A 24,181-nucleotide genomic window follows, 5' to 3' on the forward strand; every position below is an offset into this window, starting at 1 on the left:
CCAACACCTCGAACAGATCACGAATGCGTTAACAATTCTCATTGCCAATAACCCACGGCGATATTGCGCTATCACCGCCTTAACATATCAATCCAAGCCTTAGGAGTAACGCCTGAGACAACCAGACATCATTAAAACGATGATCGGGTAAGTTAATATATTTGGCAGAATGGTGCGGACGGGTTAGCTTAATCCATACCTAACTTGCCTGTGGATCTCACGCGTAATACGCCGAAACAGCACCAATATGGCCAACTATCCAACGTTAACCCATTACAGCCTCATTGCATCGCTTGGCTTGTTTACCACGGCACTGCTGCTCGGGGCTATTGACCTATATGGTTTGCTAGCATCACTAACATTTTTAGGCTTAGCACATCACCTCAGCCGCCAAAGTCATGGCAACAATCCGCTATTTGTCTGGTCGATGTTACTGATCAGCGCCGCTTTAATGCTGCATCTACTGCCGGGCTTTTATAACCAACCGATTTGGCAACAGCGGTTAATCTCATCAGGGGCAGTGCCGCACTCTTTAACGTTTAACTACGACAAGCTACTGATCGCCATCGTGCTATTACCGTTACTGTTAACACGCGATAGGCAGCAGACCCGTGCCGCTAACTCCAGCAAGCTTGGTTGGCAGCCAATTGCCCTAATCACCCTATCCACTGTTTTAGCGACTGCGAGCGCCGGTTATCTAATGGACGTGTTAGATTGGGATCTCAAACTGCCAGCGCAATGGTACTGGTTTGTGCTCATCAATATCGGTATTACAGTCACGGCTGAAGAGGTGATGTTTCGTGGGCTGCTGCAACACTATCTAAGCAAACAGTTAGGTCGTTTCGGTTTGGTACTGGCGATACTCACCTTTGCTATCGCCCATATCGCTGGGGGTTGGCAGTGGGTGATTCTGGCTGGCATAGCCGGGTTGGGATATGCATTGGCTTACCATTATTATAGAAATCTGGTCGCCCCCATGTTCGTGCACGCCACGGTCAATCTAATCCATTTCTTCTGTCTAGCTTATCCAATGAAGATTAGCCAATGAATAACAGCTAACAAAGCCCCTGCAACATAATGCATTTAAATCAAACGACTACACCACTTGTATATACAGCGATAATTACACTGTAACCGGCAAATTCCACTACCTTTCAGCACCTATTCCACGTTACTACTGGAGATAGAGATTGAGAATGCGTATGTTAATTGCTTGCATTAACTGATGACCACTTCTTCTTTATGACAAATCCTGAAAATTCACATTCTAAGCCTGGCACGCAAAGCGGCCTGTTCAGCCGATTCCTCAACGGTGTCGAGTTTCTTGGTAACCTCCTGCCCCATCCGATCACCCTGTTCGCCATTCTCACGCTCACAGTGATCGTCGCCTCGGGTATCGCCTCTTACTTCGGGCTAAGCGTATCTGACCCCCGTACGGAAGGTGCCACGATAGAAGTGTTCAGCCTACTGAGCGCTGAAGGTCTGGCTATCATAGTGACGGGTTTAGTGCCGAATTTTACCGGTTTTGCCCCCCTGGGTACTGTGTTAGTTGCGTTACTAGGCGTAGGTATCGCTGAACGGGCTGGCCTGCTTTCTGCTGCGATGCGCGGAATGGTAATGAGCGCCTCACCACGTATGGTGACCGTGATCATCGTGTTTTCAGGCATCATCTCTAATACAGCATCAGAACTCGGCTATGTCGTGATGATCCCACTTGCGGCGATGATTTTTAAATCATTGGGCAGACACCCCTTGGCCGGATTAGCCGCTGCATTTGCGGGTGTTTCCGGCGGCTATAGCGCCAACTTGCTGATCGGCACGGTCGACCCACTGCTTTCTGGGATCACAGAATCAGCCGCGCAGATGATCGATCCAGATTACGTTGTTGGCCCGGAAGTAAACTGGTTCTTTATGATGGCCAGCACCTTTTTGATCACCCTGCTTGGCACCGTAGTGACAGAACGCGTAGTTGAACCGCAATTAGGTAAGTGGGATCCCAGCGAAGGTGATGAGTCAGTTCAGGAAGACGACACCAGCCAATACCAACTCACCGCCGATGAGAAGCGCGGGCTCAAAAACGCCGGTATCGCCGTATTGGTACTAAGCGCTGTGCTGGCACTGACGATCGTACCGGAGAGTGGCATTCTGCGTCACCCCGACACCGGCGCGGTCGCGGGCTCCCCGTTCCTTAAAGGGATCGTCGCCTTCATCTTTATCTGCTTTGCCATTCCCGGTTATGTATTCGGCCGTACAGTGGGCAAAATGAAAACAGACCGCGACGTAATCCATGCAATGAGCGAATCAATGAGCACCATGGGTATGTATATCGTACTGGTTTTCTTTGCCGCCCAGTTCGTTGCGTTCTTCAAAGTCACCAACTTTGGTACCGTCACCGCGGTAATGGGCGCAGAGGTATTACAGTCCATCGGCATGACCGGACCGATGCTGTTCTTTGCCTTTATTCTGGTCTGCGGTTTTATCAACCTGATGTTGGGCTCTGCATCTGCGCAATGGGCGGTGACCGCGCCGATATTTGTGCCCATGTTGATGCTGGTGGGCTATGCCCCTGAGACTATTCAGGCGGCCTACCGTATCGGTGATTCAACAACCAATTTGATCACGCCAATGATGAGCTATTTTGGTTTAATTATGGCGACCGCAGCACGTTACAAAAAAGACCTAGGGATCGGTACCTTGGTGGCCACCATGCTGCCCTATTCCATCGTCTTTATGTTGGGCTGGAGCCTGTTCTTCTTCTTGTGGGTTTTCGTCATAGGGTTACCTGTAGGCCCTGGTGCCGCTACCTATTACACGCCGTAGTAATAACACGATACGAATTGCCGAAGCGGTACTCACGCTTCGGCAATTACCTCTGATGACTGTTTCGAGTAAAGTGGTATAGTGCACTTATAAGCAAAGCATTAAGACTGGTGCGCAATGAATTCGCCGCTTAGCCAGTTATTGTTGCACAATCACCTACTCATAAATTCAAAAGAACAACAAAACACTCCATGAAACAGAACACGATCCTCTGGCACGATTATGAAACCTTTGGCGCTGATCCTAAACGTGACCGCCCAGTTCAGTTCGCGGCGATCCGTACAGATGAAGATCTCAACGAGATCGACGAGCCGTTGATGTTTTATTGTGCGCCAGCGGATGATGTGCTGCCGGCACCAATGGCATGTTTAGTAACAGGGATAACGCCGCAATTGGCATTAGCCAACGGGATCCCTGAAGTTGAGTTTATTAAACGGGTGAATGCAGCATTCAGTGTGCCGGGTACATGCAGCGCCGGTTACAACACCATCCGCTTTGATGACGAAGTCACCCGCAATACCCTTTATCGTAACTTGATGGATCCGTATGCCCGGGAATGGAAAAACGGTAATAGCCGCTGGGATATTATCGATATGGTACGTACCTGCTACGCACTGCGCCCCGAAGGTATCGAATGGCCGACGCGGGAAGATGGTGCCCCCAGCTTTAAGTTAGAGCATCTCACTGCAGCGAACGGTCTCGCTCACGGTCAGGCCCATGATGCGCTGTCAGATGTGCGTGCGACCATTGCGATGGCCAAATTGATAAAAGAAAAACAGCCACGACTGTATGATTACCTATATGGCTTGAGATCAAAGCGAGAGCTCGCCAAGCTCATTGACGTTGTAAAAATGCAGCCTTTACTACACGTCTCTTCGAAGATCCCCGCAGCTCAAGGGTGCTGTAGCTGGGTACTGCCGCTGATGTTTCACCCGACAAACAAGAACAGCATTGTGGTTGCCGATCTTAATTGCGATCCGACCCCTTTGTTAAAGATGGGCACTGAGCAGGTATTGGAAGCACTTTATGCCAAAGCAGATGCCGGACTCTATCGACCGCCACTCAAACTCGTTCATCTGAATAAGTGCCCGGTATTGGCGCCGGCGAAGATGCTGACAGCAGAGAATGCTGAGCGCTTAGGGATTGACCGAGATGCGTGCTTACAGCACCTTAGCTGGTGGCGAAGCAACGCCCAGATCAAACACACCCTATCTGACGTCTATGAAGCCCCTTACGAGGGACATGTTGACGATGTAGACCTAAATCTTTACCAAGGTTTTGCCAGCAATCATGACAAGGCGACGATGGAGGTGATTCACCAAACTAAGGTTGAAGATCTACCCGCTATCACACCGAACTTCGAAGACCCTCAGCTCGCTGAACTGTTCTTTCGTTTTAAGGCCAGAAACTACCCTCACCTTTTATCTGAACAGGAACAGCTTAGATGGCAGGCATTCAGAGAAAAAAGGCTTGCTGCGCCCAACCCCTACACGTTAGATATTCAGACCTTTAGTCATGAACTTGAAGCGTTGGCGATGGAACATCAAAACAATGAGAAGAAAATGGCGATCTTACATGCGCTGTATGATTACGCTCAGTCTTTGTAAACCTCTGTTGCGACATGATCGAGATACTTTCTATTGATAGGCCGCGTCGTCTCAAGCAGAGGGTTGGCTAATACAATTGTGGCCATCTCTGCATAACGGTAGCGCCTAAGACTTTGGCCAAAGTAACGCTCAAACATTGTCATAAAGTCACCGCTAGCGATCATCTTTTCCATACTCTGGGTAAGACAGCTGTTCAGCTCGATATCGCTATGATTAGTGAAGAAATAACCTGCGGTGGGATATATCAATGCGATATCAGGCAAAACTGCGAAACTATCATCATTCAGTACTTCCAGCTCCCTATCCACTTCAATAACCGCTCTGGGAAAATAATCAACAAACCCTTCTTTGAGTAAACGATACATCTCAGATGTTGTGCCGTAACCATCAACCGGTAACCCGTTAGCACGCAATATCTCAATATCCGGCCAATCGTACCCCTGCACTGCGCGCAGTTCTTTTAACTGTTCTATTGTTCGGATGTGACTAAAACGAGCTAGGTCCTGGCGGCGCACAACCAGCACGCGAAAACCAAGCAGGCCGCGATAGATAGGAATAGGGACGGGCTTTAACAGCGACTCGCGCTCACTGGAGGTCATCGTCCAGACAACACTTAAACTGCCAGGATCTTCCGCTATTTCCATTGCCGCACGCCCCTGCAACATGGAGATCTCGGACCGTTCAAGTTGGTAACCAGAGCCGCAACCTTCAATTACCGCTTGGAGTAAATGTTGCGGGTACAGATCCGGCAAGCGTACCTCGTCGTGACCTAAAAGGTAACGTACCGTTTTTTTACCGCTATTGTCTGTGGCCTCTGCTTGCAGATCACCGGATGTAAAACAAAAAAAGACAATAAGCGTTAGGTAATTCAGCCAGTTCAAGGTTTTTTGGCTCGCTAAGTTGTGTATCAAATTTATCTTAGCAGCGAACCCAACAAACGTTAGTTATTCCGCTTATTTCACTGAGAAAGCGAGATCAGCTCGATGTTCTGGTTTACTTAGCACCACTTGCACCGTACTAATCACCCGCTCTCTGAACGCACCTTCGCAATAACAGAGATAGTATTGCCATAGGCGCACAAACTGTTCGGAGAACCCCATCTCGCGTACCGCATCAAGGTTGGCAAAAAATCCTTCCCGCCAATGTGCCAGTGTTGTCGCATAATGCAGACCAATATCTTCCAGTTGCCTGATCACCATGTCACTGTGCTGGGAAACCTGGGTAGAGAGGCGCTCCACAGATGGCAAACAACCGCCAGGGAATATATATTTTTGAATAAAATCAACGCTGTTAACGTACTTTACATAACGTTGATCGGATATCGTAATTGCCTGAATTAATGCTGTCGCCTGCGGCTTCAGTAGCGACGATATCTTTTCGAAGTAGCTCGGTAAATATTGGTGGCCAACCGCTTCGATCATCTCAATGGATACGATTTTGTCATATTTGCCGGTTAGCTCGCGATAATCCTGCTTTAACAAAGTGATCTGATGTTCAAGCCCTTTGTCTCTGATCCGTTGCTGTGCAAATTGATATTGTTGATCCGAAATAGTTGTCGTGGTTACGTGACAACCATAGTGTTCCGCCGCATAGATGGCCAAACCACCCCAGCCAGTGCCTACTTCAAGCAGGTGGTCAGACGGTTGCAAAGCTAGCTTTTCGCACACCACCTGCAGTTTATATTCCGCTGCCTCATCAAGGCTGGTGTCTGGGGTACGATAGATGGCGCTGGAATACATCATTTTCGGGTCGAGAAATAGCTGATAAAAATCATTACTCAGATCGTAGTGGTCACCGATATTCTGACGCGCGTTCCGCCTACTATTACGACGGCGCCAATGACTGAGCACACGCAGTGGCGACTGCAGCCAGCTAAACTTAGCCTCTAATCTTTCTAACCTAGGGAGGTTCGCGGCAAAAATCTGGATCAAGCGGGTTAAATGATCACACCGCCACGCACCGCGAATGTATGCCTCAGCCGCTCCGATACTGCCACCAAAAACAAAGGCTCGGTACGCTGACGGGTCGAGTATCTCAAGCGTGACATCAGCATCTCCTTCGCCGAAGCGACAACTGTCGGTACCGTCCAGCAACATGACAGTGCCATGCTCTACTTCGTTGAAAAGTCGAAATACCAGCTGCTTGGCGAACTTATCGCGCATAGAAGGTTTCGCAGTGTCTGTGCCTTGATAGAGTTTGTCTGTTAGTAAGCGTTTTTCCCGTGTCATCAATGCACCTCTTTTCCAGATGGGTGACCTATAAAAGGCACACCTTTAAGCCAAATCTTCAATGCTTGCCAATAGATAGCAAAGACGATTTTGAACGTTATCAGCGGTATACGTAGGAAGATACGTTTTAGATTAGTTCGGGTTAACGGTTGGTGCTTAAGCTGCATGTTGGCATTAAACATCACTGTGTCACTTTGCAGATTCTTCACCCCAAAACCAAGTGTTGCTGTTGGCTCTGCAATGGCCCACTCGTATCGTTGATCCATCTCCATAAACGGCGATACGTGGAATGCTTTTTCCGCTGACGAAGGATTATCTGCGTCAATCAGATATCTATGCCGTTCGTTCCAAGGTGTATTGCTGACCTCAGCTAAGATATAAACGAGCGCTTCACCGCGGTAGCAGTAATACAGATTAATCGGGCTAAAATGAAAACCAAAGTACGCCGGATGGCACAGTGCAAAAACTTTATCTAGTGTTCCTTCGCCGCCTAACGCATTAACTTCACTTTGCACACGCTGCTTCAGCCGTGACTCTGACCGGTGGGAAAGGTGCCTATCAGCGCAAAATTTCGCCACACTAAACCGACGCTCACCCAACCAAGGCCGCAGGGCTGGCCACTTCCCTTCGTTATCCAAATCTAGATAAAGCATCATCAGATAGTATCTGAAGCTGTGGCGCTTGGGCGCAAAGCGAGTGTGCGCAACCCAACCGTGATATAACCCCTCACCTATCATAGTGTTTCCCCAAATGCTTCTGCGACCCTTAAAGCACTATTCACGCCATCTTCATGGAAACCATTAAACCAGTACGCGCCACAAAAGTGGCTACGCCGCCAACCACTAATTTGCCCCCACATGGTTTGGGCATTAGCCGCAGCGACCGTATATTGTGGATGAGCATAGGTGAATTTTCTTAGTACCTTGCTGGCGTCGATCTTTGTCGTGGCGTTAAGCGTGACACAGAAGGTTTCGTCCGACTTTATCCCCTGCAAGATATTCATATTGTAGGTGAGCTGCGGTAACTCGGTATCTACGCCATCCATCAGGTAATTCCAACTCGCCCATGCGCGCTTTTCCAGCGGAAGCAATGACTGATCAGTATGTAAAACCACCTCGTTATCAGCATAAGCAAGCGCAGAAAGTATTTCCTGCTCATTCGCGTCGGCATCAGCGAGAAGAGATAGGGCTTCATCTGAATGGCAGCAAAAAACCACCTCATCAAACTGTTGCTCACTGCCGTCAGCAAATCTCACGATGACGGCGGATTCCAAACGCTGCACCGATGAGATTTGCGCATTCAGTTGGATATCACCATCTATTTGCCGAACGAGTGGTTCGACATAGCTGCGCGATCCCCCTCCAACGACATACCATTGGGGACGATCTTTAATATCCAGCAAACCGTGATTTAGGAAGAAACGCAGGAAAAAGGTCAACGGAAATGCTTTCATCCCTTCTATGCTGGTCGACCAAATCGCTGCCCCCATAGGTAGAATGTAATGCTGCTGAAAGAAGTCGCTGAACTGATGCTTAGAAAGGAAATCACCAAGGCAATCATGACCCAAACTGGATTGAGATTGTGCCTTACATAGCTTGTTGAAACGGAGTATCTCGCTAATTAATCGATAAAACTTTGGGCTAAACAGGTTCTTACGTTGAGCAAACAGCGTATTTAGGTCATGGCCGTTATACTCAAGGCCAGACTGCCTATTACTGACGCTGAAGCTCATTTCTGTGGGCTTATACTTAACCCCTAATTGATCAAGCAAACGGATAAAGTTGGGATAAGTACGGTCATTGAATACGATAAAGCCTGTATCTACCGCGTAGCTTTTACCACCCACCTCCACATCAACAGTATGCGTGTGGCCACCAATGTAGTGGTTCTTCTCAAACAGGGTGACATCATGCTTTCGCGAAAGCAGTTTCGCCGTAACTAAGCCTGAAATTCCGGCGCCAATGATAGCTATACGCTTCATACTTTAATTAACCTTTTTTGTACTACTAACTGCCAAGACTCGGGTAGACAGGCGAGCAGTCGCAAAAACCAGATCAGCCGTCTAGGAAAAGTGATTAATGGCTTACGATTAGCGATCCCGAGTTGGATCCGACGACAGGCTTCTTCTACTGGCATTAGGAGCGGCATCGAAAAATCATTCCTACGGGTAAGCGGCGTATCAACAAAGCCTGGCTCAACCAGGCCTACGCTAATATCCATCTTTAGCCAGTCAACACGTAATGAACGAGCAAAATAATTTAGCGCAGCCTTGGTAGCGCCATAAGCTTCTGCACGGGGGAACGGAAACAGACGCGCAGATGACCCGACAATATAGACTTGGGCGTCTGTAACTTCGGCTAAATGCGGGGCTAGCAAAGCCAGTAAATCAACCTGGCTTTGGAAGTTAACCTGCCACATCCGCATAAATAGCGCGGTGTCTAACTTGCCGTCATTAATATATTCGCAACCACCCGCCGCCATAATAACTAACGACGGTAAACCTGTTTCCGCCATCGCTTCAACAGCATCTACTACCTGGTCGCTTTCCAATAGGTCAACACTCTGGGTCCTTATGCTTGCCCCTTCAAGTTGCTTGAGCGCGTCTATATTTCTGCCCCATGCAATAACATCGTGACCAAGCTCTGCGTAATCTAGCGCAAGCTGCCGCCCGATACCCGAGGTAGCGCCTGTTATCAGGATCCTCATGCAGCCAAGCGTCGCTTGAGGAAGTTAACTACACCACCCAATAGCGGCACTTGTTCGTAAAGCATCGTTCCCATATCAAAGAAATCGGTGTGCTGATAAATCCCATTGTCGTTAAACTTAAGGACACTGCAGCCAGGCACGAGAATCTCTTTTCCCTGCTGCAATTTCGGATGAGAAAATGACATCTGCCACTGCAAGAAGCAGACGTTGTCGTTGAAGGCTCTTTCGAAGATCTCAAAGCGACAGTGAGTGAGGTCATTGCATAAACCTGAGAAGTACGCAGTTAAAGCATCTAACCCCTCAACAGTATGAGCGGGATCCTTAAACACAACCTCTTCTGTATAGATTGAATCCAACTGAGCCAAACTATCAACAGTAAGGTTAGTAAACAGCGTTTCGAAACGTTTAAGGTAAGGTTGCATCATTGATTCCTTTATAGAACGCCAGCGCTCGTTGACGGGCCTCCGCATGAATAACCACAGGCATGGGGTAATCTCCTGCCAAAAGGTTTCTACCCTTTTTGTGCGGTTCAAAGATCTCCGGTACGGCTAACGATTTAAGTTCTGGCACCCACTTACGAATGAAACTGCCGTCCGGATCGAAACGTTTTGCCTGCAGAAGTGGGTTGAAGATCCTGAAATAAGGCACAGAATCCGCACCGGTACTTGCCGCCCACTGCCACCCACCGTTATTTGCAGCCAAATCACCATCGACCAACTGCTGCATAAAATACCGCTCTCCCCAGCGCCAATCGATGAGTAAGTGTTTCGTAAGGAAGCTGGCAACCACCATTCTTAGCCTATTGTGCATCCAACCGGTATGTTTAAGTTGTCGCATCCCAGCATCAACCAACGGATACCCAGTTAATCCATCGCACCACTGTTGAAATAGCTGTGCATCATTGCACCACTGTAGCGAGTCGTAAGCAGGCTTAAACGAACGGTGCATGGATAATCGCGGGTACGCTTCAATCAAATGACGATAAAAATCTCGCCAGACCAGTTCGCTTAGCCAAACATTTTCGCCCTCGGACAATGCACTGAGATCACCGCTGACCTGATATAGCAATCTGGCAATACATTGCCTTGCAGAAATAGCTCCTATTGCCAAAAACGGACTTAAAGCACTTGTACCGGCAATGGATGGCACATCTCTATCTGTATGATAATCATTAACTTTCTCAGCAACAAACTGGCGCAAGGTACCTAATATCTGCTCTTCAGTTACTGTTTGACTATTATTGACGTTTATATTTTCAGGCCAACTAGACGCTTCATTATTGCTAGACGACAGGGTGTGACACTGCCTCGCCTTAGGTCGAGGCAAACAGCTAACCCCGGCACTACTGAAAAGGCGCAGCCATGCCTTTTTAAATGGCGTAAACACGGAGAATGGCTTGCCCTTCCCTGTTAATACCGACCCTGGAGGCAGTATTGCTCTTGTATCATAAGCGACCGTAGCGACACCTAGCAGTTGCAAGGCAGCTTTAACCTCGCGATCTCTTTTGCCTTCATTAAAGCCGACCTCTTTATTGATAAATAGATGATCTATATCGTTCGCCTGGCAATGGCTGGCAATTAGCTCTGGAATCTCACTGTAGGTATCAGCCATCAACACAGTAAGGCCAATATTTAAGGCGGCAAGTTCGGCAGTTAAAGCTTCTATACGACGTCGAATCAATCCGATGCGGCTCGGAGACCAGTGATGACGCAGCCATTGCGTCGGAGAAATAACGTAAATAGCAAAGACCTGGCCTTCATCCTTTTCACAGGCATGAAAGAGTGCGGGGTTATCCAACGTTCTTAAATCGTCTCGGAACCAAACTAATTTCGCCAACTGACTACCCTTATCCGATCAACATCGCCTACAACAGCATATTTGTTTATACAACACAAAAGGTTAACGGCAGAAACGCTGGTTCGGATCAGTCGCGGTAGGCTAATTTTAGGTGATCAGGGTGAGAGAATATTGGTCGGAGCTGAATTTTTGACAAAAAAAAGCGGGAGTAAAGACTCCCGCGCAAAAATTCAATAGAAGCAATTGCTTCTCAAAGGCTAATAAATCTTACGAAAAACACTCTGTGACTGAGTCATCCAAACCGGCTTATCACTGGTTTTGAGCCAGTAGCGATGAAGATAACTAAACAGCTGAGCCCTTTTCGTATTAAACACAAAAGGAAAAGCTATAACGCCTAACACCAATACGAACATGCGACGTGCCACAACTTTAGGGAAGCTATAACGCATATACATGTCTCAATCCGTTGCCTTAGTGTTAAGTTGGTCACACTGTAACTAAAGCAAAGTCAGTTTACAAGAATTATTTAATTATTTGCAGTTGATCACACTTGATGAGCACCTAATGTAGTTTTGTTACACCAACCACCCCTTTAGAAGTAGTCATCAAAACAAAGATACAAAAAAGCCACCCGAAGGTGGCTTTTCTTTAGTACATCAATTTAACTAATTTAAAACTATTCACCACCGTCGATAGCATCTTCAACACGGCTTTTGAGCTTTTGCCCCGGGCGAAATGTCACCACCCTGCGTGCAGAAATTGGAATATCTTCGCCAGTTTTTGGATTTCGACCAGGTCGCTCATTCTTGTCTCGCAACTCAAAATTGCCAAAACCAGACAGCTTTACCTGTTCTCCACTTTCCAACGCCGAACGGATCTCTTCAAAAAAAGATTCGACCATCTCTTTTGAATCCCGTTTGCTCAAACCAATCTTTTCAAACAAGTGTTCAGCGATGTCAGCTTTGGTCAACGCCATTATCAGTCCCTCAAACAAGCACCATATTCTGAGGACAGGGTGTCCACGACGCGTTGCACGATGGCAGCCATCTCGTTTTCCTCTAACGTTCGCTCGTTATCTTGTAAGCGCAGCGCTAAAGCGAGACTTTTGTGTCCGTCTGGAATACCTTTGCCCCTGTATACATCGAACAAGTCTATGCCAACTAACTGATTTCCGCCAACTTTCCTTGAGGCATTTATTAAGTCTGCAGCATTTATCTGCTCTTCAACGACAATCGCGATATCTCTGCGATTGGCAGGGAAGCGTGAAACAGGCGCAGCTTCAGGTACTTTTCGCTGCAATACGCTGCTTAATGACAACTCAAACAGGAAAACTTGGCTATCAATACCAAGCTTATCCGCAACTTGCGGGTGCAAAGCACCACACCAACCTACGGCAACATCACCACGATATATCCGAGCAGATTGCCCTGGATGAAGGGCTGGATTCACTTCCTTTTTGAAACTAAATGTTTCTGCATCAGAGGTTAACGACAATAACGCTTCTACATCACCTTTCAAATCGAAGAAGTCGACATTCGATGACACATCATCCCAATGCTCATCAACCTTGCCCCCGGTAATAACGCCAGCGATCATCCCTTGCTGATCCGGTAAATTCTCTCCGTTTGGCAAAAAGCGAAGACCGCTTTCAAATATACGAACCCGTGTCTGCTGGCGATTCTGGTTATATTTAACGGCTTGTAGGAGTCCAGACCAAAGGCTAACGCGCATAGCAGACATATCAACCGAGATAGGATGCGGCAATACGATTGCTTCAGCTTCAGGATGCAACACTGCTTGCGCCTTAGGATCAACAAAACTGTATGTAATCGCTTCCTGATAGTCACGACTAACAAGCAGTTTTTTCATCTCTGCTAAAGGCAGCGCAGCTTCCTGATGGTCGCCCATCACTAAGCTTCCCGCTGGGGCAATATTAGGTATGTTGTTGTAGCCATAAACACGAGCGATCTCTTCAATGAGATCCTCTTCGATAGCAATATCAAAACGGAAGCTCGGAGCAACCGCTGACCAGCCACCATCAATCAGTTCAACTGACATCCCCAAGCGCTGTAAGATCTCAGTAACTTGCTCATTGGGAATGCTACATCCTAATAATCGAGCCAGACGACTCTGACGCAGCTCAATAGTATTTCGTGTCGGCAAATGAGATGCTTCAGTGCGGTCAATCAAAGGGCCTACCTGCCCCCCACATATTTCGACAACTAGCTCAATCGCTCTCGCCATCGCGCGATATTGCAACTCGGGATCCACACCACGCTCAAATCGATGAGAGGAATCGGTGTGCAAACCATAAGTTCGCGCTTTACCGGTAATAGCTAGCGGGCTAAAAAACGCACACTCTAGTAAAATATCTTGCGTGTCTGCATTCACACCCGTGCGCTCGCCACCGAATATGCCTGCCATTGCCACAGGACCTGACGCGTCAGCGATAACAAGCGTATCGTCTCGTAGCTCAACACTATTGCCATCAAGCAATGTTAGCGACTCACCCGCTTCAGCCATGCGCACCGTGATCGCGGCGTCTAACTTCGCTAAGTCAAAGGCATGCATCGGCTGGCCAAGCTCTAACAGCACATAATTGGTGATATCGACAATTGGATCGATAGACCGTATGCCACAACGACGTAGCTTTTCAACCATCCACAAAGGCGTCGATGCAGTGACATCGACACTCTTTATAACCTGACCCAAATAGCGTGGACATGCTTCTGTTGCCGACACTGAAATAGGAAAAACATCAGTGATGCTGGTTTCAACCGAATTACTGACTGGGCCCTGCACATCGATTTGGTTCAGAACACCTACTTCCCGTGCCAGGCCAGCAATGCTCAGGCAATCAGCACGGTTGGTCGTCAAGTCGACGTCAATGACAGAGTCATCCAGTTGCAGGTAATCACGCACAGACTGGCCGACAGGCGCATCAAGAGGAAGTTCAAGAATACCGTCGGCACTCTCTGCCATGCCCAGCTCTTCTTCACTACAAAGCATGCCAAACGATGGCTGGCCGCGGAGTTTTGCTTTCTTGATTTTGAAATTACCTGGCAATACCGCACCCACGGTGGCAACAGCCACCTTAAGGCCTTGGCGGCAATTCGCGGCGCCACATACGATATCCAGTAACTCCTCGTCACCCACATCAATTTTGGTAACCTGCAACTTGTCCGCTTCAGGGTGTTTAGCGCAACTGACCACTTCGCCAATCACGATACCGGTGAACTCACCCGCTACAGGGACAATTTCATCCACTTCTAAGCCGGCCATAGTGATCTGTTCAGCCAGCTCATCACTCGTTGATTTTGGTGATACCCATTCGCGCAACCACTGTTCGCTGAATTTCATTATTCTTGTTCTCCTCGGCTATCAGCTGAACTGCTTAAGAAAGCGCAAATCATTTTCAAAAAATGCGCGAAGGTCATTAACGCCATAGCGCAACATGGTGAGTCGTTCGACTCCCATACCAAAAGCAAAGCCCGTATACTTTTCAGGATCGATACCTACGGAGCGAAGGACGTTAGGGTGCACCATGCCGCAACCTAAGACTTCGAGCCAGCCGTTCTTACCCTTTACATCCACTTCTGCAGACGGTTCAGTGAACGGGAAAAAAGAGGGACGGAAACGTACTTCCAGATCCTCTTCAAAAAAGGCGCGAAGGAAATCGTGGAGAATACCTTTTAGCTCAGCAAAGCTGACATTTTCATCGACCATCAAACCTTCAACCTGGTGAAACATTGGCGTATGGGTTTGGTCGTAATCGTTGCGGTAAACTCTACCGGGAGAAATAATGCGTAACGGCGGCTTTTCCACTTCCATGGTGCGGATCTGAACCCCAGAAGTTTGCGTCCGCAACATCATGTCAGGGTTAAAATAGAAGGTATCGTGATCCGCTCGCGCAGGGTGATGCTCAGGGATGTTTAATGCATCGAAGTTGTGAAAGCCATCTTCAATCTCTGGGCCTTGCTTAACTTGAAAACCTAACTCACCGAAAAAGCTTTCGATACGAGCAATAGTGCGACTAACAGGGTGTAAGCCACCGGTTGAAGCGCGACGACCAGGCAAGGTGACATCAATCGACTCACTGGCGAGTCGTATATTCAGCTCTTGCTCTTTTAACATCTCGCGGCGAGCATTCATTGCTCCCGTGATCGCTTGCTTTGCTTGGTTGATCGCCTGCCCTGCTTTGGGCTTTTCTTCAGGACTTAGCTTACCCAAGCCTTTCATTAGATCAGTGAATTTACCTTTTTTGCCAAGGTATTCGACACGCAACGTCTCAAGCGTTGCGTTGTCGTCTGCTTTTGAGATCGCTTCTAGCGCCTCAGCAGAAATTGCTTCCAGATTATGCATGGATAGTTACCGAACTATACGCAGAACGCGCAGATCCCAGTTTATGTCGTTATAAAGGCAGGAATTCTAACTGATCCACACCAATACTGACCAGTTTTAAACAGACTTTATGATCTGCAACATGAGGCTGGCGCATTCCCATCGACTGATAAATCACCAAACAGTTGTCAAAACAAAAAAACTGCTTGCGCAGGAAAATTCATTTGCTACTATACGAGCCGCTTCAAACAGCAGCAGTAAAGCGTCCTTAGCTCAGTTGGTTAGAGCGCTACCTTGACATGGTAGAGGTCGGTGGTTCGAATCCACTAGGACGCACCAAACTCCCCTTGCGCCTCGTTTCAACCAATTTCAGTGTCAAAATATTTTACATCATAAAAATTTAAATCCCTTTGTTTTTCGTAGCTTACAAATTCACTCGTGATCCCGAGCAATATTTAATCAATTCCCCTTTGATTGATTTGTTAAATTTGTTTACATTTAACACGTCTAAAGTTTATTAATCGGTGTATCTCAGTGGTTAAGCAGTCCCTGACAGGTATCGTAGCGATATTAACAACATGTTGCTCCTTGAGCGCGAACGCGGCGGATGTCGAAATATTCGACGGGTCACGTTTGTTCATTATGTCGGCCTACGATCAGCAAACACCGATGCCTACCTCTAAGCAAGATCCGCTTTCGCTTCCAGCGACAGCTTATGAGCTAATCACTAATACACTGAGTGACGTATACCAGAAGGCAAAATTCGCACCTTCAGCCCAGGAGAGCTACTTCCCAGATTCAAAACTGTATGAAATGGTCGCTCTGCCAATGGTTGCCATTCCCTATCTAGATGATGGCTATCAAGTTGAACTCTTTGGACAGTTTTATGACAAGCAACGAAATGACTTGCTAAACATAGGCGCTGATGACCCGCTCTATCACTACTACGCTGGTGAGCAAACAGGCGTACTGAATAAAGATTTTGCAATCGGCTTTGGTACCAGTTACCTAATCAATAAAGATGTAACGGTTCAAACGATGTTTAGCTCTGGCGCAATTCCTAACCATGGCGACAGTAATGTCGCCGTCGGTATTGATATCAGCTTTTAGTTAATTCAATAACAGCGCCATCATAGCCGTCGAGAACGACAACAACACAATCACTTTCCAGCCTCACTTCTGCGCCCACAATGACGTTGCAGCTTTCTTCACTCTGCAGGGCAATTGATAGTGTCAGAGCTTCTTCGCCACCATTGGTCAATGTGACTAAGCGTCCACCACTACAGTTCGCCACACCAACATGCTGATCAAGACCAACGAACTGCGCTGCACCATAGCCTTGATCAATTAGCCGGCTCACTTCTTTTACGAAAGACTTTTGCTCGGTGGTAAGCGCGTTTAATCTATCACCGAGCATCAGAATGCCACCGCTAGCGATGATAGTTGTTAAATGCAGACGATAGTTTGCCTGGTTTGCAACCTGACCGGGTATATCCCTAAATACCAAACAATCAGGATCATTGAGCCACAATGCTCCGTGGCACCAATTACGATAGAAGGTCTCACGCCGTATCTGATTAAAGCGATACCACTGCCGCTCAACATCGTCGGACACACGCATACCGTCGACTAGCCCAACGCTTGGCCACATGGGTGCATTGCAGCCGAGAATAAACGCACCATCGGCAGCTTCATTAATCGCTTGCATGCCCAAACGATAAGCCTCAACGCGTGTCACGTTTTCCCGGCTCAATTTTCCCCCATGAACGGCCCCCCAAAAGTTCGCGTCGAGCTTAAAATAGTCAACCCCCCACGAATTTCTCATTGTACTAACCACATGCTTAAGGTATTGAATAACTTCTGACTGCGTCGCGTCTAACATGTACCACGGCGTACAGCGCCAGCCACCATAAGTCACCTCTTCTGCCGCTAGCGGTTGATCTGTTTCGGGGTGCTTTACAAACCATTCAGGATGTTCTTTAAACAGACGTGATCCGCGTTCGGCAATAAAAGGCGCCAGCCAGATCCCAGCTTTTTTCCCTTGGCCTTTAATCTCTTTTATCAGCGCAGGAACGCCACCGTCAAACTTGTCAGAAGGAGTCAGCCAATCCCCCATAAACGCTTGATAGCCATCATCGATTTGAATGAACTCTAATGCAGGGTATGACTTTAATTCTGCCAAGTTTTCTCGAACGTCATCCGCCGTGACATTTTCGTAGTAGTGATACCATGAGCACCACCCTTGGGGGATCTTCTCTGGAAGCGCTCGGGGATGAGCGACCTGCATCAATTGACCGAATTGCGATAGCAGCTGATCTAAGTATTGCCCCTCAAGGCAGCAAAAGCCTTCTAACTGGATTGTTTCATGGGGCGCAAGAGTCACCCCTTCCAGATCCAGCGTGACCTCGATCCTTCCATGCCGCAAAGAAAAATAGCCAGCGAAGCGATGACAAGAGACAAAGCCAAGCAATATGAATTGGTTGCCGGAATTGAGAACGCAGAGATTGTAAACGCGTTGTTCTCGATTAGGATCATACAGCCGATAGGCTTTACCATCATCACAACGACCAATATCAACAGGCTTAGCAAGCACTCCGCCGGTTTGCGATAACATTTGAAAGCCTTCACCGTATAAGAGCGCATCATCATTCAGACCATGTTGCCAATCATAAATAACCACTTTGTCTACGGTCTGATAACGGCCAGTCTGATTGGTTAACTCAGCAGTCATTACCCCTTCATCAAACGGTCGAAGCAGAAAGAAGTGGTCTGCCGCGTTATTCCCACTAGTAATGGACGAGGAAGATTCGGTAAGTGAGTGCAACGTCATAATATTTCCTGTCGATCCAAATCTAATTTGTGATCATCTAGTCAACTAACTGAGTTCTTTATAACTATATTGGTATAGCAAAATATATCCTAACCTTTTTGTCAGTCATCGAGGCACTATATGAGCCAGTCACGCCTTACAAAAATTTCGATAGTTTTATTAGCTTTTTGCTGTATCAATGCGCATGCAGAAAAGGTAAAGCAAGTAGTTTACTTTCAAGATGATGCACGATTTTCTTATGATATAGAGCTTCTACAGATGGCGCTGGACAATACTGCCGAACAGTATGGACCAGCAAAAGCTGTCGCTTTCAACCAAAAGGTGAATGAAGCTCGAGGTTTGCGCTTGCTCGAGCAAGGAAAGGTTGATGTCGCATTTGTGCCCACAAACAGAGAAAGAGAACTACGGTTTCAATCGGTGAAGTTCCCTGTCCTTGGCGGGCTTCTTGGCTATCGGATCTTATTAATCCATCAAGAGAGCCAAGACAAGTTTAGTAGAGTTGAAAATATCGACCAACTCAGAGACAACATGATCGCTGGCTTTGGTTTGCACTGGGCAGATATGCAAATACTGTATTCAAACCAGATCCCGGTGATCGGCCATCCGGAATATGAAGAACTATTCAATATGGTCGAGCAGCGGCGTGTTGATTATTTCCCCAGAGGCTTGAATGAAGCTTGGCAAGAGATAGAACGGTTTAAGGGGCAACATCCAGGATTGGCAGTGGAGCAACACTTGGCTTTATACTACCCTTTCCCGCGCTATTTTTTCGTCAATAGCAGCGATGACGCTCTTGCAAAACGCCTGCTCGCGGGACTAAAAATAGCCAAAGCCAATGGCTCATTTGAGAAGCATTTTTTTGAAGCCTTTGGTGAGTGGATCCACCTAGCGCAGTTAAAAGATAGAAAAGTTATCCATTTAAATAACCCATTCTTAAGTGACGACACCCCACTGCCAGACTCAAGCTTTTGGATAGATAGAGAGTGAGATGATGTTCAGGGACGAAAATAGGTAATTCGAGAGAGTAGTAGATGTTTATATTAAAAAAATTAGCAGCAGCTTGGATCTCTCCTCTGCCCATTATCTTTCTTCTATGTTTAGTCGCGCTAATTATGGCGATTAAATCTGGCAGCCATAGAATAGTCACCAGCCTGCTTGCAATCACCTTGTTGCTGATCGTTTTTACCTCTATTCCCCCTGCCGGTGATTACCAGATCGCGGCGGTTGAAAAAGAGTACCCTGCGGTGCTCTCTCTGCCCGAAGACACTAAGTATATTGTTGTGCTTGGTTGCGGGCACCAAAGCCTACCCATCGATGTTATTTCAGCAAGATTATACGAATGCGCGCTTAAACGAGTAACTGAAGGGCTACGGCATTTCTATCAAAAACCTAACCGTATTATGATATTCACCGGATATGGCGGAGCGGAATATACCGCCAGCGCTATCGTTATGAGGGATGTAGCGATTTCCCTAGGACTTCCGGCCCAGAATGCAGTTGTCTTACCTTCACCAAGGGACACATCAGAAGAAGCTATTGCGACAGCATCCTTTATTAAACAAGCACCGTTTGCGCTGGTCACTTCGGCCAGCCATTTGCCTAGAGCAGTGAACTTGTTTAAACGCCAGGGACTAGATCCCTACCCGGTCCCCGCTGATATTCGGGGAACCCCTGATAAACCGAGAGATTGGTGGTACTACCGCCCCGATAGTGACCAGATGAGGAAAACTCGCCAAGCCTGGTACGAATATATGGGGCGTTTGTGGGTATGGCTAGGCGGCCACTAAGCCATCACGGCTTATGCAGGATTGTCGATATCAACAAAACTGACATCCAGACCGAACTTCTCATTCAAGTGTTCACCTAGCGCCTTAATGCCGTAACGCTCTGTCGCGTGATGACCGGCGGCAAAAAAATCAATACCTAGCTCTCGCGAAAGAAGAACAGTACGTTCAGAAACTTCACCGGAAATAAACGCATCACACCCCAAATCGGCGGCTTGCTCAATAAAGTCTTGACCGCCACCAGTGCACCACGCCACGCTCTTAATCTCATCAACCACAGCACTATGCAACGGTGCTCGATTAAGCGTTTGGCTAAGCCGCTCTGCTAGCTCAACACTTTTGATTGGCGGCGAAAATGCGCCTGTAGCGAGAACGCTTGTCGGATCAGAACTCTCTGCTTGAGCGATACCAAGCAGCTTTGCGAGTTGCGCATTGTTGCCAACAACAGGATGGGCATCGAGCGGTAGATGGTAAGCCACTAGGTTAATGTTGTTCTGGATTAACTTTCTGATGCGATTCGCTTTGATCCCAACAATTTCTGGAGATTCGCCCTTCCAGAAATAGCCGTGATGTACCAGCAAAGTATCTGCTTTTAAGGCTATCGCTTTATCAATCAAGGCGGCGCTGGCTGTTACCCCGGTAACAACATTTTGCACGACAGGTGAACCTTCAACCTGCAAGCCGTTAGGACAATAATCTCTAAATTGATCGACAACCAGAAAGTCATCCAAATATCGTATCAGTGTCTTTCTATCCATTGCAGTACTCATTACCACCTACTTTTTTGACTCAGGGGCACTGGGCAATTTACCGCTCTTAAGTAATTGCACAACCGTGTCTTTGTTCATCGCCAAATAATGGCCAACAGCATCACAAAGGTCATCTCCAAGCCCTAATTCACTTTCATTCAAGTACGATGACATTGCATCAGCGATATCAAGCAAACGATCATAAGCATCGGCTTCCTTCTTGCTGGTAAACGTCATCTTTTCCTCACCATTTCTTACTACGACATATTTTACTACGACAGCCATAACTTGACCCTTAACTGTTTTTTTATACAGTACTATCTTTGCTTACTGATTAGCAAGCATTAACCAAACATCCAATAACAAACACCAATAGCTGCCGTCATACCCGCAAAATCCGCAATCAATCCACAAGTCACGGCATGCCGAACACGCTGAATACCAACCGCGCCAAAGTACACGGCAAGTACGTAAAAAGTTGTCTCAGTAGAGCCCTGCATGACAGAGCTGAGACGACCGACAAAGCTATCCGCGCCATGGGTATCCATGGATTCGATCATTAACGCTCTGGCGCCGCTACCCGAAAATGGTTTAAGTAGACCCGTCGGTAATGCATCAACAAATCGCGTATCGATAGCAAACCAAGAGAGGAGATAACGAATGCCATCGATCAAACTATCTAACGCACCAGATGACCTTAGCACGCTGATCGCACAAAGCATGGCGACCAAGTAAGGGACTATCTTAAATGCTTGCTCAATCCCCTCTTTCGCCCCCTCAACAAAGGTTTCATACACATTGACCTTCTTGTACCAAGCGGTCGAGAGCAGCGCACAGATAACACCAAGCAAAGTAAAGTTGGCAATAAACGCTGAGCCATTAGCCATTGCATTCGCCGACAACGACATTAGATATAGAAGAGGCGCACCCAGCAAAAGCAGCAATGCCGCAGCGTAGGTAATAATGACTGTATTAAACAAATTGATTTTCTGCACAACAGCCACTGCGATTAATCCAGACAGGGTCGATGCAGCAGTGGCTAAGAGTATAGGGATAAACACATCGGTAGGGACTGCAGAGCCCATCTGTGCCCGATAGAGAAACACGGTAACGGGGAATATGGTGACAGAGGAGGTATTCAATACTAAGAACAGTATTTGCGCGTTAGATGCCACTTTTTTGTTCGGGTTTAGTTCATGCAGCTGCTGCATCGCTTTAATGCCCAATGGCGTTGCCGCATTATCTAAACCGAGCATATTTGCTGCCAGGTTCATCGTGACACCGCCAATCGCAGGGTCGCCCCTTGGTACCTCCGGCATCAATTTTTCAAACAAGGGGGCTAGCAGCCGCGACAAACCGCGGATAACTCCGCTAGCTTCCGCCACCTTCATTAAACCCAACCAGAAACAGAGCAAGCCCGCTAAACCAATACCGATGGTCATCGACAAACTCGCAGCATCAAATAGGGCTTGGATCACGCGTGAGAACACCTGGCTATCATTCTTTATGAGCCACTGCCCTATCGCCGACACAGCACCGATAAGAAACATGGCCAGCCAAAAAAAATTCAACATATCCTATTTCTCACCATCGATTTCAAGCTGCCCTCATCTGCCTATGGTATGATCTTGTTTAAGCTTAAAAAGAATGACATATCCCAGTGAAGACGCCTACGACTCTGCCCACAGATTTCCTTGAAAAAGTTAAAGAAATACTTCCACCGGAAGAAATGAAAGCCTTTCTGGAAGCAACTTTAAGGCCGTTGCGAAAAAGTGTCCGCTTTAATCGCCTAAAAACCAATCACGATGATGACCAACGCATTGCAGACCGGCATGCTTGGACAATGAAGTCGATCCCTTGGTGCCGGGATGGCTATTGGATCGATCACGACAACGAAGCGCCACTCGGCAATGTTGCTGAGCATATGAATGGGCAATTCTACATTCAGGAAGCCAGCTCGATGCTGCCACCAATGGCGTTAGCATATGCGGTCGGCGAACGCCCATTCGAACAAGTACTGGATATGGCAGCCGCCCCCGGCTCAAAGACAACACAACTTGCCGCGATCATGAGCAATAAAGGCGTACTTGTTGCCAATGAGTATTCAGGTAGCCGGATCAAAGGCCTATATTCCAACCTCGTCCGTTGTGGCGTTAAAAACGGCGCGCTGACCCATTATGACGGCCGCGTATTTGGCGAGTATTTGCCGCAAATGTTTGATGCCATCTTGCTCGACGCTCCCTGCTCTGGTGAGGGCACCATTCGCAAGGATCCCGATGCTTTTAAGAATTGGTCAGAAGAGTCCGTTGTAGAGCTAAGTGATACTCAAAAAGCATTGATGGAGAGTGCCTTTAAGGCACTAAAACCTGGTGGCACGCTGATCTACTCTACCTGCACCCTTAATCATCAGGAAAATCAGCAGGTATGCGAGCATCTACTTAATACCTATCGCGATGCAATAGACGTTATCCCACTAAATGAACTTTTCGATGGCGCCGAAATAGCTGCAACCCCAGAAGGCTATTTACATATCTGGCCACACCATTACGACAGCGAGGGCTTTTTCGTTTCAGCTTTCCGCAAACATGGAGAATGCCCGAATAAACTATTAGCCCCCAGAGAGATGCCGGCAAAATTTCCATTCCACCGCCCCAGTCGTAAACAGCAGGCAGAAATTCAAACGGAGATCACAGCCCAATATGAATGCAGCCTAGATGGGCATAGCCTTTGGCAGCGAGACAGAGAGATATGGCTGTTTCCCGATGCTCTGTTACCAATGATCCCTAAAATGAAGTTTGACCGACTCGGTATTAAGGTGGGTGAACAACATAGAAAGGAATTACGTATCTCCCATGAATTTGCTATAGCGTTTGGCTCAACAGCGATAAATAAACATGAATTATCGCCGCCCGAAGCGGAAGCCTATTTTATGGGCAAGGATATAGAAAATCGTTCACAAGCAAAACGGGGCGATATCATCTGTACCTATCGCGGCACACCGATCGGTTTAGCCAGGGTGACGGGATCACGCTTAAAGAACAAGCTGCCAAGAGAGTTGGTACGTGACCAGGGTCTGACTTTTAAGTAATGCGCTGAAGTGAAAATTTGGGTGCATTAAATATCTATGTCTACACTTGAAGCTAGCTAAAGCAACAAAGTAACGAGTTTGACCAAGTTCTTTTGTGTTTTTTTAGTTAGCGCACGGCTCTTCCATAGAGCCATTCCCCTAGGCTCGGGACCCGGAATAGTCCCGAGCATTTTTTCTGCCCACAACATCACAATTTTTTTCTATCTTTAACAGTAACATGAAACCTGTTTA

Annotated in this window: 22 protein-coding genes and 1 tRNA gene; 8 read left to right on the top strand and 15 right to left on the bottom strand. The window is 47.4% G+C overall.

The genetic code is table 11. The features are described 5' to 3' along the window. Window positions 1–247: 247 nt before the first annotated feature. The 3 genes from EXY25_RS02785 to sbcB all read left to right on the top strand — a co-directional run bounded on the left by EXY25_RS02785 (window position 248) and on the right by sbcB (window position 4,427). Window positions 248–1,048 (top strand): CPBP family intramembrane glutamic endopeptidase, encoded by an 801-nt coding sequence (locus EXY25_RS02785; protein ID WP_130565640.1) that lies wholly within the window; start codon window positions 248–250, stop codon window positions 1,046–1,048. Window positions 1,049–1,242: 194 nt separating this feature from the next. Then, window positions 1,243–2,820, top strand: coding sequence for an AbgT family transporter (locus EXY25_RS02790; protein WP_114336851.1), 1,578 nt, complete (start codon window positions 1,243–1,245; stop codon window positions 2,818–2,820). A 191-nt stretch (window positions 2,821–3,011) separates the two neighbouring features. Continuing rightward, on the top strand, window positions 3,012–4,427 hold the full coding sequence (sbcB, locus tag EXY25_RS02795; RefSeq protein WP_130565641.1) for an exodeoxyribonuclease I: 1,416 nt from the start codon (window positions 3,012–3,014) through the stop codon (window positions 4,425–4,427). Here sbcB and EXY25_RS02800 read toward each other — a convergent pair. The 11 genes from EXY25_RS02800 to pheS all read right to left on the bottom strand — a co-directional run bounded on the left by EXY25_RS02800 (window position 4,415) and on the right by pheS (window position 15,520). Further along, on the bottom strand, window positions 4,415–5,308 hold the full coding sequence (locus EXY25_RS02800; RefSeq protein WP_130565642.1) for an ABC transporter substrate-binding protein: 894 nt from the start codon (window positions 5,306–5,308) through the stop codon (window positions 4,415–4,417). The genes sbcB and EXY25_RS02800 overlap by 13 nt on opposite strands. 72 nt (window positions 5,309–5,380) lie before the next feature. Beyond that, window positions 5,381–6,589, bottom strand: a complete 1,209-nt coding sequence (locus EXY25_RS02805) for a class I SAM-dependent methyltransferase (RefSeq protein ID WP_246019509.1) — start codon at window positions 6,587–6,589, stop codon at window positions 5,381–5,383. Between the two features lie 65 nt (window positions 6,590–6,654). Then, window positions 6,655–7,392, bottom strand: a complete 738-nt coding sequence (locus tag EXY25_RS02810) for a DUF1365 domain-containing protein (RefSeq protein WP_130565644.1) — start codon at window positions 7,390–7,392, stop codon at window positions 6,655–6,657. Next, a complete protein-coding gene (locus tag EXY25_RS02815; protein ID WP_130565645.1) occupies window positions 7,389–8,636 on the bottom strand; it encodes an NAD(P)/FAD-dependent oxidoreductase in 1,248 nt (415 codons plus the stop codon). The genes EXY25_RS02810 and EXY25_RS02815 overlap by 4 nt, the downstream gene beginning before the upstream one ends. Beyond that, a complete protein-coding gene (locus tag EXY25_RS02820; RefSeq protein ID WP_130565646.1) occupies window positions 8,633–9,361 on the bottom strand; it encodes an SDR family NAD(P)-dependent oxidoreductase in 729 nt (242 codons plus the stop codon). The genes EXY25_RS02815 and EXY25_RS02820 overlap by 4 nt, the downstream gene beginning before the upstream one ends. Beyond that, a complete protein-coding gene (locus tag EXY25_RS02825; RefSeq protein ID WP_165419233.1) occupies window positions 9,358–9,783 on the bottom strand; it encodes a nuclear transport factor 2 family protein in 426 nt (141 codons plus the stop codon). The genes EXY25_RS02820 and EXY25_RS02825 overlap by 4 nt, the downstream gene beginning before the upstream one ends. Further along, window positions 9,767–11,197 (bottom strand): deoxyribodipyrimidine photo-lyase, encoded by a 1,431-nt coding sequence (phrB, locus tag EXY25_RS02830; protein WP_130565647.1) that lies wholly within the window; start codon window positions 11,195–11,197, stop codon window positions 9,767–9,769. Before phrB ends, EXY25_RS02825 begins: the two co-directional genes overlap by 17 nt. Before the next feature lie 218 nt (window positions 11,198–11,415). Continuing rightward, window positions 11,416–11,613: a DUF2517 family protein gene (locus EXY25_RS18995; protein ID WP_114336532.1), complete on the bottom strand. Its 198-nt coding sequence runs from the start codon at window positions 11,611–11,613 to the stop codon at window positions 11,416–11,418. A gap of 221 nt (window positions 11,614–11,834) precedes the next feature. Next, window positions 11,835–12,134 carry an integration host factor subunit alpha gene (gene ihfA / locus EXY25_RS02840; RefSeq protein ID WP_114336531.1) on the bottom strand — a complete coding sequence of 100 codons (300 nt, stop codon included), beginning with the start codon at window positions 12,132–12,134 and terminating at the stop codon, window positions 11,835–11,837. A 2-nt stretch (window positions 12,135–12,136) separates the two neighbouring features. Then, window positions 12,137–14,518 carry a phenylalanine--tRNA ligase subunit beta gene (gene pheT, locus EXY25_RS02845; protein ID WP_130565648.1) on the bottom strand — a complete coding sequence of 794 codons (2,382 nt, stop codon included), beginning with the start codon at window positions 14,516–14,518 and terminating at the stop codon, window positions 12,137–12,139. Between the two features lie 21 nt (window positions 14,519–14,539). Continuing rightward, window positions 14,540–15,520, bottom strand: coding sequence for a phenylalanine--tRNA ligase subunit alpha (pheS, locus tag EXY25_RS02850; protein WP_114336529.1), 981 nt, complete (start codon window positions 15,518–15,520; stop codon window positions 14,540–14,542). Between the two features lie 241 nt (window positions 15,521–15,761). On the opposite strand from pheS, the gene EXY25_RS02855 reads away from it, so the two are divergent. Continuing rightward, a tRNA-Val gene (locus EXY25_RS02855) sits at window positions 15,762–15,838 on the top strand. A 249-nt stretch (window positions 15,839–16,087) separates the two neighbouring features. After that, entirely contained in the window at window positions 16,088–16,609 is a 522-nt protein-coding gene (locus EXY25_RS02860; RefSeq protein WP_130565649.1) for a hypothetical protein, read from the top strand. Here EXY25_RS02860 and EXY25_RS02865 read toward each other — a convergent pair. Beyond that, complete coding sequence (locus EXY25_RS02865; protein ID WP_130565650.1) at window positions 16,599–18,329, bottom strand: glycoside hydrolase family 36 protein; 1,731 nt, start codon at window positions 18,327–18,329, stop codon at window positions 16,599–16,601. The two genes, EXY25_RS02860 and EXY25_RS02865, sit on opposite strands and share 11 nt — an antisense overlap. Before the next feature lie 258 nt (window positions 18,330–18,587). Between EXY25_RS02865 and EXY25_RS02870 the strand changes: the two genes are divergently transcribed. Together EXY25_RS02870 and EXY25_RS02875 are read left to right on the top strand one after the other, a co-directional pair. After that, window positions 18,588–19,316, top strand: a complete 729-nt coding sequence (locus tag EXY25_RS02870; protein ID WP_130565651.1) for a type 2 periplasmic-binding domain-containing protein — start codon at window positions 18,588–18,590, stop codon at window positions 19,314–19,316. 44 nt (window positions 19,317–19,360) lie between these two features. Continuing rightward, window positions 19,361–20,116 carry an ElyC/SanA/YdcF family protein gene (locus EXY25_RS02875; protein ID WP_130565652.1) on the top strand — a complete coding sequence of 252 codons (756 nt, stop codon included), beginning with the start codon at window positions 19,361–19,363 and terminating at the stop codon, window positions 20,114–20,116. An 11-nt stretch (window positions 20,117–20,127) separates the two neighbouring features. Here the strand turns inward: EXY25_RS02875 and EXY25_RS02880 are convergent, their stop codons facing one another. Genes EXY25_RS02880 through EXY25_RS02890 form a run of 3 tightly spaced genes read right to left on the bottom strand, consistent with a single transcriptional unit; the run spans window position 20,128 to window position 22,436 of the window. After that, entirely contained in the window at window positions 20,128–20,883 is a 756-nt protein-coding gene (locus tag EXY25_RS02880; RefSeq protein WP_281275285.1) for a Nif3-like dinuclear metal center hexameric protein, read from the bottom strand. Between the two features lie 6 nt (window positions 20,884–20,889). Further along, window positions 20,890–21,147 (bottom strand): YebG family protein, encoded by a 258-nt coding sequence (locus EXY25_RS02885; protein ID WP_114336523.1) that lies wholly within the window; start codon window positions 21,145–21,147, stop codon window positions 20,890–20,892. Between the two features lie 59 nt (window positions 21,148–21,206). Continuing rightward, window positions 21,207–22,436: a nucleoside recognition domain-containing protein gene (locus EXY25_RS02890; RefSeq protein WP_130565653.1), complete on the bottom strand. Its 1,230-nt coding sequence runs from the start codon at window positions 22,434–22,436 to the stop codon at window positions 21,207–21,209. 86 nt (window positions 22,437–22,522) lie between these two features. Between EXY25_RS02890 and rsmF the strand changes: the two genes are divergently transcribed. Further along, on the top strand, window positions 22,523–23,950 hold the full coding sequence (rsmF, locus tag EXY25_RS02895; RefSeq protein WP_130565654.1) for a 16S rRNA (cytosine(1407)-C(5))-methyltransferase RsmF: 1,428 nt from the start codon (window positions 22,523–22,525) through the stop codon (window positions 23,948–23,950). Window positions 23,951–24,181 lie beyond the last annotated feature (231 nt).

Origin of the sequence: Corallincola spongiicola (assembly GCF_004284785.1) — a bacterium.
GTDB classification, from domain to species: Bacteria; Pseudomonadota; Gammaproteobacteria; order Enterobacterales; family Neiellaceae; genus Corallincola; species Corallincola holothuriorum.

What these genes read in the sequence shown, in the direction of transcription:
- EXY25_RS02785 (WP_130565640.1), top strand. Translation starts at nt 248, where the DNA reads ATGGCCAACTATCCAACGTTAACCCATTACAGCCTCATTGCATCGCTT.
- EXY25_RS02790 (WP_114336851.1), top strand. Translation starts at nt 1,243, where the DNA reads ATGACAAATCCTGAAAATTCACATTCTAAGCCTGGCACGCAAAGCGGC.
- sbcB (WP_130565641.1), top strand. Translation starts at nt 3,012, where the DNA reads ATGAAACAGAACACGATCCTCTGGCACGATTATGAAACCTTTGGCGCT.
- EXY25_RS02805 (WP_246019509.1), bottom strand. Translation starts at nt 6,589, where the DNA reads ATGCGCGATAAGTTCGCCAAGCAGCTGGTATTTCGACTTTTCAACGAA.
- EXY25_RS02810 (WP_130565644.1), bottom strand. Translation starts at nt 7,392, where the DNA reads ATGATAGGTGAGGGGTTATATCACGGTTGGGTTGCGCACACTCGCTTT.
- EXY25_RS02815 (WP_130565645.1), bottom strand. Translation starts at nt 8,636, where the DNA reads ATGAAGCGTATAGCTATCATTGGCGCCGGAATTTCAGGCTTAGTTACG.
- EXY25_RS02820 (WP_130565646.1), bottom strand. Translation starts at nt 9,361, where the DNA reads ATGAGGATCCTGATAACAGGCGCTACCTCGGGTATCGGGCGGCAGCTT.
- EXY25_RS02825 (WP_165419233.1), bottom strand. Translation starts at nt 9,783, where the DNA reads ATGCAACCTTACCTTAAACGTTTCGAAACGCTGTTTACTAACCTTACT.
- EXY25_RS18995 (WP_114336532.1), bottom strand. Translation starts at nt 11,613, where the DNA reads ATGTATATGCGTTATAGCTTCCCTAAAGTTGTGGCACGTCGCATGTTC.
- ihfA (WP_114336531.1), bottom strand. Translation starts at nt 12,134, where the DNA reads ATGGCGTTGACCAAAGCTGACATCGCTGAACACTTGTTTGAAAAGATT.
- pheT (WP_130565648.1), bottom strand. Translation starts at nt 14,518, where the DNA reads ATGAAATTCAGCGAACAGTGGTTGCGCGAATGGGTATCACCAAAATCA.
- pheS (WP_114336529.1), bottom strand. Translation starts at nt 15,520, where the DNA reads ATGCATAATCTGGAAGCAATTTCTGCTGAGGCGCTAGAAGCGATCTCA.
- EXY25_RS02865 (WP_130565650.1), bottom strand. Translation starts at nt 18,329, where the DNA reads ATGACGTTGCACTCACTTACCGAATCTTCCTCGTCCATTACTAGTGGG.
- EXY25_RS02870 (WP_130565651.1), top strand. Translation starts at nt 18,588, where the DNA reads ATGGCGCTGGACAATACTGCCGAACAGTATGGACCAGCAAAAGCTGTC.
- EXY25_RS02875 (WP_130565652.1), top strand. Translation starts at nt 19,361, where the DNA reads ATGTTTATATTAAAAAAATTAGCAGCAGCTTGGATCTCTCCTCTGCCC.
- EXY25_RS02880 (WP_281275285.1), bottom strand. Translation starts at nt 20,883, where the DNA reads ATGAGTACTGCAATGGATAGAAAGACACTGATACGATATTTGGATGAC.
- EXY25_RS02885 (WP_114336523.1), bottom strand. Translation starts at nt 21,147, where the DNA reads ATGGCTGTCGTAGTAAAATATGTCGTAGTAAGAAATGGTGAGGAAAAG.
- EXY25_RS02890 (WP_130565653.1), bottom strand. Translation starts at nt 22,436, where the DNA reads ATGTTGAATTTTTTTTGGCTGGCCATGTTTCTTATCGGTGCTGTGTCG.